Annotated in this window: 14 protein-coding genes, 1 pseudogene and 1 other annotated feature; all 15 genes and pseudogenes read left to right on the top strand. The window is 24.5% G+C overall.

Going from position 1 to position 14,281, the window contains the following annotated elements:
- The first annotated feature begins 144 nt into the window (after positions 1–144).
- Positions 145–1,860, top strand: a complete 1,716-nt coding sequence (locus STAIW_RS01260; RefSeq protein ID WP_020834055.1) for a ribonuclease J — start codon at positions 145–147, stop codon at positions 1,858–1,860.
- A gap of 94 nt (positions 1,861–1,954) precedes the next feature.
- A complete protein-coding gene (locus tag STAIW_RS01265) occupies positions 1,955–4,927 on the top strand; it encodes a DNA translocase FtsK (protein ID WP_020834056.1) in 2,973 nt (990 codons plus the stop codon).
- A 68-nt stretch (positions 4,928–4,995) separates the two neighbouring features.
- The gene (gene uvrC, locus STAIW_RS01270; protein ID WP_020834057.1) at positions 4,996–6,753 is read left to right on the top strand and encodes an excinuclease ABC subunit UvrC; all 1,758 of its coding nucleotides are present in this window, start codon (positions 4,996–4,998) and stop codon (positions 6,751–6,753) included.
- 26 nt (positions 6,754–6,779) lie between these two features.
- Positions 6,780–7,316 (top strand): GNAT family N-acetyltransferase, encoded by a 537-nt coding sequence (locus STAIW_RS01275; protein ID WP_148285963.1) that lies wholly within the window; start codon positions 6,780–6,782, stop codon positions 7,314–7,316.
- Between the two features lie 89 nt (positions 7,317–7,405).
- Positions 7,406–7,879, top strand: a complete 474-nt coding sequence (gene greA, locus STAIW_RS01280; protein ID WP_020834059.1) for a transcription elongation factor GreA — start codon at positions 7,406–7,408, stop codon at positions 7,877–7,879.
- A gap of 47 nt (positions 7,880–7,926) precedes the next feature.
- A complete protein-coding gene (rsmI, locus tag STAIW_RS01285) occupies positions 7,927–8,802 on the top strand; it encodes a 16S rRNA (cytidine(1402)-2'-O)-methyltransferase (RefSeq protein ID WP_020834060.1) in 876 nt (291 codons plus the stop codon).
- 45 nt (positions 8,803–8,847) lie between these two features.
- On the top strand, positions 8,848–9,033 hold the full coding sequence (locus tag STAIW_RS01290) for a hypothetical protein (protein ID WP_041618798.1): 186 nt from the start codon (positions 8,848–8,850) through the stop codon (positions 9,031–9,033).
- Positions 9,003–9,128 (top strand): hypothetical protein, encoded by a 126-nt coding sequence (locus STAIW_RS06655; protein ID WP_269077205.1) that lies wholly within the window; start codon positions 9,003–9,005, stop codon positions 9,126–9,128. The genes STAIW_RS01290 and STAIW_RS06655 overlap by 31 nt, the downstream gene beginning before the upstream one ends.
- A 44-nt stretch (positions 9,129–9,172) precedes the next feature.
- Positions 9,173–9,247: a sequence feature (ribosomal protein L21 leader region), on the top strand.
- A 7-nt stretch (positions 9,248–9,254) separates the two neighbouring features.
- Positions 9,255–9,551: pseudogene (rplU, locus tag STAIW_RS06460) on the top strand (50S ribosomal protein L21); the annotation flags it as partial.
- A 178-nt stretch (positions 9,552–9,729) separates the two neighbouring features.
- Positions 9,730–10,035, top strand: a complete 306-nt coding sequence (locus STAIW_RS01300) for a ribosomal-processing cysteine protease Prp (protein ID WP_236608526.1) — start codon at positions 9,730–9,732, stop codon at positions 10,033–10,035.
- A 1-nt stretch (position 10,036) separates the two neighbouring features.
- Positions 10,037–10,327, top strand: coding sequence for a 50S ribosomal protein L27 (gene rpmA, locus STAIW_RS01305; RefSeq protein WP_020834064.1), 291 nt, complete (start codon positions 10,037–10,039; stop codon positions 10,325–10,327).
- Between the two features lie 54 nt (positions 10,328–10,381).
- Positions 10,382–11,230: a J domain-containing protein gene (locus STAIW_RS05615; RefSeq protein WP_020834065.1), complete on the top strand. Its 849-nt coding sequence runs from the start codon at positions 10,382–10,384 to the stop codon at positions 11,228–11,230.
- A gap of 8 nt (positions 11,231–11,238) precedes the next feature.
- Positions 11,239–12,588: a Sapep family Mn(2+)-dependent dipeptidase gene (locus STAIW_RS01315; protein ID WP_020834066.1), complete on the top strand. Its 1,350-nt coding sequence runs from the start codon at positions 11,239–11,241 to the stop codon at positions 12,586–12,588.
- A gap of 60 nt (positions 12,589–12,648) precedes the next feature.
- Positions 12,649–13,173 (top strand): ferritin-like domain-containing protein, encoded by a 525-nt coding sequence (locus STAIW_RS01320; RefSeq protein WP_020834067.1) that lies wholly within the window; start codon positions 12,649–12,651, stop codon positions 13,171–13,173.
- A 238-nt stretch (positions 13,174–13,411) separates the two neighbouring features.
- Entirely contained in the window at positions 13,412–14,281 is an 870-nt protein-coding gene (gene rpsB, locus STAIW_RS01325; RefSeq protein WP_020834068.1) for a 30S ribosomal protein S2, read from the top strand.

Genomic DNA, 14,281 nt, shown 5'->3' on the forward strand with positions numbered 1-14,281 from the left:
TTTCTTATCTAAATTACTTTTTTTTTGGAATTAAATAAATTATAATAAAAAAGTAATTAATTCTGATTTAATCATGACCTTTTAAGAATGATTGAAAAATAAATATAATTAGATAATATTTTTGAAAAAGATAGGAGAAATAATATGGCAGAAATTAAATTTATGGCCCTTGGTGGTCAAGACGAAAGAGGAAAAAATATTTTTATTATCAATATTAATGAAGAACTATTCATATTTGACGCAGGTATTAAATTTCCAGAAAAAAGTGTTTTGGGAATTGATGTAATAATACCTAGTTTTGAATATTTAAAAAGTAATGTTAAAAAAATTAAGGGAATATTTTTATCAAATCCAAGCTCAAATAATGCAGGTGCTATTAGTTATATTCTGCGTGAAATGGATATACCAGTTTATTGCAATGAACTAACATCAACATTATTGAAGTATAGAAATTTGAAATATAGAATTAAAAATAGAGATAATAATTTTAAAATTATTAATGATAAAGATATTATAAAATTTGGAAATATTAGTATTGAAGCATTTAGAACAACTGCAAGTTTTCCAGAATCATATGGATATGCAGTTCATACTACTGATGGAACTATTGTTTATGTTGGTGATTATATAATTGATGGTAATGAACAAGCAAACTTTTCAACAGATATGAAGCATTTAACACAAATTTCAAAAAAAGGCGTATTAACTTTAATTAGTGATGCAGAATATGCTTCCAGAATAGGTTATACTGTACCAAATCATAAAATTGAAAAATATATTTCAGCTCCAATGAAAGATAAAAAAAGAAGATTAATTATTGGAATGTTTGAAGAGGATGTTTTTAAATTATTTGAAATAATTAAACAAGCAAAACAAAATGAAAGAAAAATTGCAATTTATGGAAAAACAATTGTAAAAGTTGTTGAATCAAAAATTATTCAACAAAGTATACAAATTAGTAAAGATGATATTTTTTCTCTTGAAGAATTTATGAAGTCAAATGATGGAATATTATTAATTACTGGAGCTGGAGACTTATTATACTCAAGACTTGCAAAAATAACAGCAGGAAATGATGAAATAATAGAATTTACTGAAAACGATACTATAATTTTGGCAACTCCCCCTGCAGCTGGTGTTGAAAAAAGACATGCAGAAATTTTAGATGAACTTGCAAGAAGTAATGCAAAATTAATTTCTTTAAGTGATAGAAATATTTGATCAATGAGAGCAAGTTATGAAGACATTAAATTAATGACAAGGATTATGAAACCTAAAAGTTTTATTCCAATTAAAGGTTTATATAAAGACTTTTTAAATGCTGAAAGAGCAGCAATTGAAGCAGGAGTTTCAAAAGAACATATTCAATTAATAAATAATGGTCAAGTATTAAAAATTTCCAATTCTGGAAAATTAGTAATTTCAACAGAAGTTGTTAAAACTGCTGATGTATATGTTGATGGTATTGGAGTTGGGGATATTGGAGCTGTAGTTTTAAATGAAAGAAAGCAACTAGCAACTGATGGCGCTGTTATTATTGGAGCAAACATTAATGAAAAAACTAAGGATTTAATTTCATTAATTGATATTCAAATGCGTGGAGTAATTTATATAACTGATGAAAATCCAATTTTTAAACTTATGCAAAAATATATTGTAGATATTCTTGAAAAACATAAATTGCAAATAAAAGAAAATCCAAAATCATTTGATATTAATATTATTAAAAAGGAAATTATTTCAAAAATAAGAACTACTTTAAAACAAGAAACAGGTAAACAACCAATAGTGCTTGTAGTTATCAATGAAATAGGTAGTTTTGCTTATCAACCAAAGAATAATAAAATAAAAAACTCATAGTAACTAAAATAACTATGAGTTTTTTAAATATATGTAAATAAAGTAAAATATATATTAAAATCATAAAGTAAGGCAATAAAAATAAGGTGATAATATGAACGATTATAATGGGCAAAATAATAATTCAAAAGATAATGATAGAACTATTGCTTTTACTGTCCAAAAAAAAGAAAGAAAAGCAGATTCAATTTCTTGAATAGTAACAGCATTAATTTTATTTTTTATTAATGTTATGTCAGTAGGAAGAATAACAATTGTTGGACAATTCATTGACGATATTTTATTTACATTACCATTTGGTTGATTTAAATATTTTTTATATCTACTTTTTTTTATTTTGGATTTCTCTATTTATTTTGGGATCAAATTTAATCCTAAAAAAAGATTTATTGCAATGGTAATTATTACCTGATTTGTAATGTGTTGATTGATAAGTTCGATACTTTTTATTGTAGCAAATTTAACAAATTCAACTGATTTTAATATTGAAAATGTTTGGTCAAATTCAATTTTAAAAGATTCAATAGTTTCTTATGTTAATAATTGATATTCACATTCACTTTGAAAAACTACAGGTGATTTTATAATTGCTGCTCCTGAAAGTTATTTTACTTTATGAGCAGGTGGAGGTATGATTGGGACAGTATTGGCAGGAATATCTTCATATACTTCAATTTATGGAGGACTAGTAATTTGTCTTTTTTTCTTTTTTATAAATATGTTATGAATTTTTACAGGAGATCCATTTTTTATATTTAAACCAAAGAACAAAAGAATTGGTAAAAGGTTAAGAATTTTATCTTTAAAACAAAAAAATCCACTTTTATATCAAAATCAAAAAAGACATAATAATTATAAGAGTATTTTTAAAATTATAAATGTGAGTGATGATGATACTTTCGATGAAAAACAAATTTTAGCATCAATGAAGGAATCAGATATTACAATTGAATTACCAAGTTATAATAAACATTATAACTATAATATTTATGATGATGTAAAAGAAGATTTTTATCATGATAATTTTGAATCAAATTTTTTTGATGAAAATCAATTTAGTAATGATCACCAAAATCAAAGTTTAAATAATTCTAACTTGGATTTTTATAACCAAAATAAAGGCTATATTGAAAGTAATAGAGGATTTAGTAAAGTAACAGAATTTGATCATGATCAAAAAATATATGAAGCTCAAGAAAGAGTTGCCAATAATTTACAGAAACAAGAAAGCCAAAATTATGTTCCAAGAAGATCTCGATTATTTGAAAATGATTTACCTGCAGAAAGTAAATATGGACAAATTAGTACTGAGGAGGCAAGAAAGGAATTTGAAAAGGAATCTTCTGTTACACCTTTTGGTGCAAATGGTAAAACACAAGAAATTATTTCTTCAAAATTAAATAAAGATAAGAAAAATTCAACTTTAAATAATCAAATTACATTGGAGCAATTTATTAATGAAGTTGAGCAAGAAAAACAATTAGAAAAAAGATATGAAAATTTTCAAGATTATACTTCACCAATGCAAGATAATTTTGCAAAAACTATTATTAATAATTCAAATAATAATTTTTATTCACGAAGTCAAAATAATAGAACCATTGAAGTTAATACTTCAAAAGCAATTGAAAAAGAACAATATGTTAATCTTGGTTATCAACTTCCATCAATTGATATATTAAATCCTGATTTAAATAATGAAAAAGATCAAATTGAGTTAAAAACACAAGCTGATTTAAAAGCAACAACAATTACAAATACTTTTAATCAATTTGGTGTAAAAGCAACCGTTAATCATATGAATATTGGACCAAGTGTAACTAAATTTGAAATTCTTCCAGCACCTGGTACAAAAGTTAATAGTATTACTTCACTAGAAAATGACTTAAAATTAGCTCTTGCAAATCAAAATGTTAGAATTGAAGCACCAATTCAAGGGAAAGCTGCAGTTGGAATTGAAGTTCCAAATGATAAATCCTTAGTGGTACCTTTAAGAAGTGTTATAGAGAAAACTCCAATTCAAAAAATGAATTCAAAGTTATTATTTGCAATTGGTAAAACAGTTACAGGAGATTTACTATTTGGAGAATTGGATAAAATGCCTCACTTATTAGTTGCTGGTTCAACAGGGAGTGGAAAATCTGTTATGATTAATGGAATTATTTCATCAATTTTAATGAGAGCAAAACCACATGAAGTAAAATTTTTAATGGTAGATCCAAAAAAAGTGGAATTATCAATTTATTCTTCAATTCCACATTTACTAGCTCCAGTAATAAGTGATATGAATATTGCAAATAATGCACTTAAAAAAGTAATTAATGAAATGGAAAGACGTTATGCATTATTTACTCAACATAGTGTAAAAAATATTGACGGATATAATTCAAAACAAAAAAAACCTTCAACTAAATTGCCCTATTATGTAATTATTATTGATGAATTGGCAGATTTGATGATGACAGCAAATAAAAGAGATGTTGAAGATTCAATTATGAGATTAACTCAAATGGCTAGAGCAGCAGGTATACATTTAATTGTGGCAACTCAAAGACCCTCAACAGACGTTTTAACTGGTGTTATTAAGTCAAATATTCCAACGAGAATAGCTTTTGCTGTTGCTTCATCAATTGATTCTAGAACAATTTTGGATTCAACAGGAGCTGAAAAATTAATTGGAAGAGGAGATTTATTATATATGCCACCTGGAAGTTCTTCATTAACAAGGGCACAAGGAGCATATATTAGTGATGATGAAATTGAAAAATTAGTTAAATATTGTTCAAATCAACAACAACAAATTTTTGATGAAGAATTTATGAGATCAAATGATGAAATTCAAAATAATTACACTCAATCAGGCAATAAAGATTCAATGTTGGAAGAAATAAAATTATTTGTAATAAAAGAACAAAAAGCATCAACTAGTTTAATTCAAAGAAGATTTAGTATTGGGTATAATCGTGCAGCAAAAATTATTGATGAATTAGAAGAAAATGGAGTTATTGGTCCTCAAAATGGTGCAAAGCCAAGAGAAGTTTTTATTAAAAATGAAGACATTTATTAAAATCAGTTCTTAACTGATTTTTATTTTTAAAATACCATATATAATTAAATATAAGGAAATAGATTCAAATGGAAGAAATAATTAGTAATTTGCCACAAAAACCTGGGTGTTATTTATTTAAGAATAAATTGAATAAAATAATTTATGTTGGTAAAGCCAAAAATCTTAAAAAAAGAATATTGAGTTATTTTAATAAGGCTCATAATTTTAAAACAACAAAATTAGTAAGAGAAATTTTTGATTTAGAAGTAATAATTACTGATAATGAAAAAGAGTCTTTAATTTTGGAACAAAATTTAATTAAAAAATATAAACCGCGATATAATATTGTTTTAAATGATGATAAAAAATACCCATATATAGCAATTACAAATCAAAAAGATCCAACGTATATTTATACTAGAAATTTTGATGAAAAAAACTTAATTTCTTTTGGTCCACTTCCAGATGGAACTAGTGCAAGAAATATTTTAAAAGCACTTGAAAGAATTTATCCTTTGAGGAGATGCAAGGGGAATTTAAAAAAACCTTGCATTCATTATCATATTGAGCAATGCTCTGGTGCTTGTTTTAAAAATGTAGATAAGAAATACTATGATAATCAAATAGAAAAAATTAAGAATGTATTTGAAATTAAAAATGATGAATTTAAAAAGAAATTGGAAGAAAAAATGTTTATTGCTGCTGAAAATTTACAATTTGAAGAAGCACAAAGAATAAAAGAAATTATTAATCATTTAGATTTTTCAATAACACAACAGTTTGTTGATTTTAATGATAATTTAAATAGAGATATCTTTAACTATTATGAGTTTGAAAAAAAATTATGTTTTGCTGTATTATTTTATAGAAGTGGTAAATTAATAATGAAAGATCAAATCGTTTTAGAAAATGAAAATAATCAAATAATTGAATTATTTGAAAGTTTTGTTACACAAATTTACTCTAAAAATATGCTTCCTGATTATATTGTTATTCCAGAAATATTTAAAGAGAGCTCTCTAAAACTATTATTTTTTGACAAATTAACTTTTGAAGATACTATAGTAAATAAAAATTTATTGCAATTGGCAAAACAAAATGCTGAGGAATATTTAAAGCAAAATCAAATATATAAAAATCAAATTTCATTAACTAGAGATGAATTACTTGAAAAATTACAAAAAACTTTAAACTTAAAAACTTACCCATATCATATTGAAATGTTTGATGTTGCAAATATTTTAGATGAATTTGTAACTGGAGCTATGGTAGTATTTAAAGGTGGGCAACCAAGTTTTAATGATTTTAGAAAATATAATATTGCAATTGATCATGCAAGTGATTATCATAGAATGCAAAATATGATTTATAGACGATATCAAAAAGACTTAAACAATTTTTCAAATTTACCAGATTTAATAATAATGGATGGTGGAAAAATTCAAATTTCAGCAGCTAAATCACAATTAGAACTATTGGATTTAAATATTGAAATAATTGGTTTAGTTAAAAATGAAAAACATAAAACAGATTATATTTTGAATTCTAATTTAGAAGAAGTAAGACTAGAAAAAAATGATGAGATATTTAAATTTTTAGAATTAATTCAAAATAGAGTTCATAATTTTGCAATTACGGGTTTTAGAAATAGACAAGCAAAAGCAATTATAAATGATGAACTCATTACTATTCCTGGAATTGGTAAAAAAACGATTGAAAAAATAAATGAAGCTTTTCCAAATAGAAAAGACTTATTTAATGCAAAAAAAGAAGAACTTGGGAAAATTATTAAAAATAATGAAGTTTTATCAAATTTAATTAATTATTTTAATTTAAAAGAATAATTTTATTTTTTTATATAAAATAACTAATGAAAAATAAAGGAAAAAAAATGTATTTAAGAAAAGCAACAATTCAAGATTTTAAAAAAGTTATTGAATTATTAAATAAATCTATAAATTTATTAAAAAGTGAAAATATTGATCAATGACAAGATAATATGCCAAATGAGGATACTTTTAAAGAAGATATTGAAAAACAAAGATTATACGTTTTAGTTTTTGATGGTCAAGTTGTTGGTATGGCAACAATTCATGAAGAAATTGAAGAGAGTTATGAAAATTTAAATTCTGGTAAGTGAATTAATGATGATAGATATGCAACAATTCATAGATTTTCAGTTGATACTGATTTTTCTGGTAAAAAATTTGGGAACTTTTTATTTGCATGTTTAATTTCAGTGGCAGTAAGTAAAGGTTTTAAAACTATAAAAATAGATACACATAAAGATAATTTAAGAATGCAGTATTTGATTCAAAAAAATGATTTTAAATATTGTGGTAATTTTTATATTGATGGAGTAAATGATGAAAAAAATTTTAGATTAGCTTATCAATGAGTAATTTAAAATTATTTTTAATAATTATAAACATTTTTTTTTATTTATTTTTATATATAAACAATGTATAATAACAAAGTTAAATAAAGGGGACAATTATGACAGATAAAGATATTATTTTAACAGCAGAAGGTCTTCAAGAACTAAAAGATGAACTTACTCATTTAATTAATGTTATTCGTCCACAAGTTATTGAAGAACTTGTTGAGGCAAGAGCACAAGGTGATTTGTCGGAAAATGCAGATTATGATGCAGCAAGAAATAGGCAAGCAGAAGTTGAGGCAAGAATTAAAGAAGTAGAAGCAATGCTTTCAAAAGCAAAATTAATTGAAGATAATAAATCAAAAACTAAAGAAGTTAAAATAGGTAGTCAAGTTACTTTTACTAGTCACAAATCTAAAAATGATATGACAATTAAAATAGTTGGTGCTATTGAAGCAGACCCGTTTGAAAATAAGATTTCTAATGAATCACCATTGGCAAAAGCAATGATGGGAAAAATTGAGGGTGACTCAGTAGAAGTTAGAGAATTAAAAGAACCTTATAAAATAACACTTAAAGAAATTAAGTAGGACCTAATAATTTAAATTAGGTTTTTTATATATTTGGAGATAAAATTATGAAAATACAAAAAACTTTTAGAAATCAATTATCAACAATTTATTTGGTAGGAACTCCAATTGGTAATTTAGAGGATGTTTCAACAAGAGTGATTAAAACTTTAAACGAATCTGATGTTATTTATTGTGAAGATACCCGTGTAAGTTTAAAACTTTTTGAGAAACTTAATATTAAGAAAAAACTTAAATCCTTGCATAAATTTAATGAATTATTAATGGTAAATGAAATTTTAAATGATATTAAAATATATAATAAAATTTCAATAATTAGTGATGCAGGCGTGCCTTGCATTTCAGATCCGGGGGCTTTAGTTATTTCAAAAATATTAAATTCTAATGTTGATTTAAATATAACTTCAATTAATTGTGGTCCAGCATATATTCATGCTATTGTTTCATCTGGTTTTGTTGCCTCACAAAATTTATTTTTAGGCTTTTTAGATAAAAAAAATATTCAAAAAAACTTAGTAAATTACTTGAATAATTTTAAAAATTCCAATATTTTAATAACTTTTTATGAATCAGTTCATAGAATTGAATCTTCTTTAAATTTATTATCAACAATTCTTGAAGATGATACAAATATTGTTATTGCAAAGGAATTGACAAAAATTAATGAAGAGTACATAAGAGGAGAAATTATTGACGTTTGCAAATATATTTCAAGTACAAAATTTACTAAAAAGGGAGAATTTTGCATTATTATTAATCCAAATTATAAATTAAAAAATGAAATTGAGATTGATATGAAAAAAATTATTTTTGAAGTAAATAAATTAATTTTGGAGAAATATAGTAAAAAAGATGCAATTAAAATTATTTCAAAAAAATATAGTATTAATAAAAATGAATTAACAAAAATTTTTTATAAATAATTTAACTTTTTAATAAATTTATCGATTATTTTGTTGGAGGTAAATATGGAAAAATTAAATAATAAACAAAAAAGAGAAATAATTGGTGGAAAGGGTGTTACAGGTTCTTTACTTGGTGGCATTGCTGATATTGTTAAACAAACAGGTGGTTTTTTACAAATATGTTTGGAGCTATATCAACGACAGTTTTTGCAAATAAAATGAAGAATAAAAGTGATAAATTTGAATTAAGCATTGGAGATTCTACTTTAAAAGTAGATAATTCTGTTTCAAATAAAACAAAAATTGATTCTAAGAGTTCTTATAATATTATTGATTTAATTTAAAAAAATGTATTTTTTTATCATATTTGTTATAAAATTATTTAGGTTGCTAGTTTCAACCGCTCTTTTGTATGTTACAAAGAAGTTTAAAACTCACATACAAGGCGAGTCTAGACTGGAGGAAAAGAAATGTTTGCAATTATAAAGACTGGTGGAAAACAAATTAAAGTTTCATCAGGAGATGAAATTTATATTGAAAAAGTTTCTGTAGAAGAAGGAAAAGAAGTTATTTTTAACGAAGTATTAATGATAGATTCAAATGTAGGGAATCCTTTTATTAAAGGTGCTGTAGTAATAGGTACAGTAATTAAACAAAGTAAGGAAAAAAAATTATGTGTTGTTAGATATCACCCAAAGAAAAATGTAAATAAAGTATATGGACATAGACAACCGTTTACTAAGGTTAAAATTGAAACAATTTCTGCATCTGGGGTAAAAACAACTAAAGTTTCAGAACCCAAAGAAATTTCAACTACTACAAAAACAATTACAAATGCTAATGCAGCAAAAACAACAACTGTAGCAAAAACAACAACTGTAGCAAAAACAACAACTGCAGCAAAAAAACCTGTTGCTAAAAAAATAGAGGAATAATTTTGTGATATTGGCTAAAATTTTTAAAACTAATAATGAAATAATATCATTTAATATTAGTGGTCATGCAGAAAGCAATAAATTTGGTGAAGATTTAGTTTGTGCTGCGGTCACTGGTATAATTAATGGTGCATTAAATGCTTTAGATTTAAAATTTGGTAATAATTTAGAATTAATTGTTAAAAAAAATGAAATTGTTATTAATGTTAAGGAAAATAATAACTTAATTCAAGAATTATTGGAATTTCTAATGATTCAATTAGAAACAATTTCTATTCAATATCCAAAAAATTTTAAAATAGAAGGGATGATTTAATATGCGTTTTTTATTAGGCTTACAGTATTTTGCTTCTAAAAAAGGAGTAGGTTCAACAAGAAATGGACGTGACTCTGAATCAAAACGTTTAGGAGCTAAAAAAGCTGATGGACAATTTGCAAATGCTGGTTCAATTATTTTTAGACAAAGAGGAACAAAAATCCATCCAGGGGCAAATGTTGGTCGTGGTGGAGATGATACACTTTTTGCTTTAGTATCAGGTATTGTAAAATACCAAAAATTTGGTAAAAATAGAACTAGAGCTGTTGTAATTCCACAAGAAGCTAAATAATTTTAAGGCTCCAGTTTATGGAGTTTTTTTTTTAAAAAAAGAAAGAGGAATAAAATGTTTATATATGTTTCTTTAGGATTATTACTATTAGTTGCATTAATAGTAACTATTGTTATGATCTTTAAATCAAAAAAAACTGAGGCAAATAAATTAAAACAACAACTTTATAATTTCAAAAAAATTTTTCAAAATCAGGAAAATAAAAAAATTAAATTGAAAAAATTTGAATATATTGAAGTTTTTAATAAATTTCCATTTTTGTCAAATTTTTCCGAAACAAGTATTAGATTAGAAAATAAAAATATTAAAGAAATATTATTAAGAATGCAAGGAAATTTCTATAATTATTGAGCAAATACCGAATATGATTTTTTTTTACTTTTTGAAAAAATTTCAAATGAAGCAAAAGTGCCTCTAAATCAAGAAGAAATTTTAAAAATTTACAATGTTTTTGCACAAGAGAGTTTTGAAATATTTAAAAAAACTTTTATTAGTGAGGTAATGCCAGCTTTAATTTGTAAAAGTCAAAATAAAGTTTATAAATCTTTTAATGAAAATGAAATTAACAATTTTGTTGATAGTCAATTTTTATTTTTTTGCAAAGAAATTGATAATCTATTTAAAAAAATAGAAGAAGATATAATTTTTGAGGATAATAAAAAAAGTAGTTCAAATAATCAATATTTTAAAAAAGAAACTAATTTATCAATTAATAATGCATACAAAATACTTGGCTTAAAACCATCTGATTCAGATGAAAAAGTTAAAAAAACTTATAGAAAATTAGCAAAAGAATTTCACCCCGATAGAAATAAAAATGAATCTGCAAAAAAGAAAATGGCAGAAATTAATGATGCTTATGATAAAGTTATCAGTGATAGAACAAAAAATAGAAAAGGATAAATAGTGAAATGAATATAGATAAAGAAAAATTATTAGGAGAATATTTTAACAATGTATTAATAGAAACAAAAAAATTAATAGCAATACCTTCATATAGAAAGGATTTAACAAAGGGAGCTCCAGTTGATAAAGATATTAGAAATGCGTTAAAACATTGCATTAATTTATGTAAAAGTTTTGGTTGAAAGACTTTTACAGCACCAGATTATAGATATGGTTATGCAGATTATGGTTATGGTGAAAAATTATTTGGAATAATTTGTCATTTAGATGTTGTACCTGCAGGAAATTTAGATGAATGAAATACAAACCCATTTGAACCAGTTGAAATTGAAGGAAAATTATTTGGTAGAGGTTCTTTTGATGATAAAGGGCCAACCATGGTTAATTTATTTGCATTTAAATATTTAATTGATAATGGTTTTGAGCCTGATTATAAAATTAGGTTTATTTTTGGTACAAGTGAAGAAACTAATTGAGAATGCATGGAAGCATATGTTGCAAATGAACAATTATGTGATTTAGGATATGTACCTGATGGTCATTTTCCTGTTGTTTATGCAGAAAAATGAATTGTAGATATGGATTTAATTGGAGAATTTAACTCAGAATTTACAATAACAGGTGGAGAAGTTTATAATGCAGTAAATGATTTAGTTAAGTATGAAGGGCCAAAAATCAACGAAATTCAAAACTTTTTGAAAAGTAATAATATTCAAACATACATAGAAAAAGAAAGCCTTTTTGTTAAAGGAATTTCAGCTCATGGAAGTTTACCTTTTAAAGGAGTTGCAGCATCATCGTGATTGCTAAAAGCAATTAATGAGGTTGGAATAAATCACCCACTTGCTTTATTTATTTCTAAATACTTTCATTTAAATTATGATATGAGTGATATCTTTGGTGATTTAACAGATGAAACTGGTTCTCTTACTACTTGCAATGGTATTATAAATGTTTCTAAAAAAGATTTTAGATTTACTTTAAATTTTAGGGTTCCATGTACAAAAGACCCTCAAAAAGATATTATGGATGTCTTAAATAATTCTGTAAAAAATTATAATTTAAAAACTAAATTAATTTCAATTGAAGATAGAGTATATTTTCCAAAAGATAGTGATGTTGTAAAAAATATTATGCAAGTTTATAGAGAAGTCACAGGAGATAATAATGCTGAACCAATTGCAATTGGTGGAGGTACTTTTGCTAAATCAATGCCAAATATGATAGCTTTTGGAGCAGAATTTGATTTAAATGAATCAACAATGCATGCTTATAATGAATATGTAAAAATTGATGACTTAAAAAAAATGATGGAAATTTATGCAAAATCTTTAATTAAACTAACAAAATTTTAGTTTTTAAAATAATTTTTTAAACTTTATAAAGTTATAATCTTTAAAGGAGGTATAAAAATTATGTTAAATAAAAAAATTCAAAAAGACTTACAAAAATATATTGATGAGCATGCAATAATGCAAAATAAATGCTTTAATTTAAGTAAAAATTGCAATGAACTAGGTTATCCAGGTTTCACACATTTTTTTCAAGTTCAGGCACAAGATGAATTCTTACATCAAAGAAGAATAATGAATTATCTTTTAGGAAGAAATTCAACTTATATAATGAATACACTTGATTTACAATATAAAAATTTTGATTCAATTATTGAAATTATTGAAGAATATAAGAAATGTAGGGAGCATTTTGCATTAATTTCTAATGAATTTTGAGTAAATGCTCAATCTTTAAAAGATATTGCTTCTGTTAAATTTTATGAATGATTCATTATTGATTTTTATGAAGAAATTTCAGAAATAAATGATTTGTTAGATTGGATTAAAATGTCAAATGGCAATTTTTATAACATTGATAAAAAATTAGCAAAAAGAGAAAATCCTGATACAGAATTAGTTGTCGATCCATTTTCACCTCATAGTTAAAAAAAAAATTAATTGTAATTATTTTTCAATTAATTTTTTTTCTTTTTAAGAAGCTATTTTTTACTATTAGTTAGTTTTTAAAAATGTTATACTAATTATGTTTGTATATTTGATTTTTAGGGTATGCAATCACATTTGGGAATTTTTTATCCTAGTGCTTGTTATTTTAATAAAACAAGTGGATAATTTTTGAACCATATGGAAGTTTAACGAATTTAATTATGAAAGGAGCCTTAAAATGGCAAAAGACTTAACAAGAGAACAGCTTTGAGATGCTGGAGCGCAATTTGGTCATCAAACAAAACGCTGAAATCCAAAAATGAAACCATACATTTATGGTGCAAAAAATAAAAATCATATTATTGATTTACAACAAACAATTTGAAGATTGGAAGATGTTAAAAAAATTGTAACTTCAATTGGTCAAAGAAAAGAAAAAATTATTTTTGTTGGTACAAAAAGAAGCGCAAAGAGTGCTGTTAAAGAAGCAGCATTAAGAAGTGGAAATTTCTTTGTAAACTCAAGATGGCTTGGTGGAACTCTTACTAACATGAAAACTATTTCATTAAGAATTAAAACTTTATGAGATATCGAAAATGAAGAAAAAACAGGAAAAATTAATTTAAGACCTAAAAAGGAACAAATTTTAATTAAAAAAGAAAAAGCAAAATTGGAAAAATCTTTAGGTGGAATTAAACAAATGCATAAATTGCCTGCAGCAATGTTTGTAGTTGATCCAAAAACAGATGAAATTGCTGTTAAAGAAGCAAGAAAATTGAGAATCCCTGTAATTGCAATTTGTGATACTAATGTTGATCCAGATATGGTTGACTATGTAATTCCAGCAAATGATGATATTCAAGAATCAGTTAATATAATTACAAATTATGTAGTTGATGTTTATGCTGATGCAGCAGGAATTAAAATGCAACCAAGTAATTTAAAAATAATTGCTCCTAAAAAAGAAGATAGACCTGTAAGAGATGAAAATAGATCTTTTTCAAATAGAGGAGAAAGAGATTCAAAATACTCAGGTCCAAAAAAAACTTTTGATAAAAGACCAGAATCAAAAGAAGTTGCAAAACAAGAAAAAGTTGGGGAGGAATAA

Origin of the sequence: Spiroplasma taiwanense CT-1 (assembly GCF_000439435.1) — a bacterium.
In the GTDB taxonomy this organism is placed as follows: Bacteria; Bacillota_I; Bacilli_A; order Mycoplasmatales; family Mycoplasmataceae; genus Spiroplasma_A; species Spiroplasma_A taiwanense.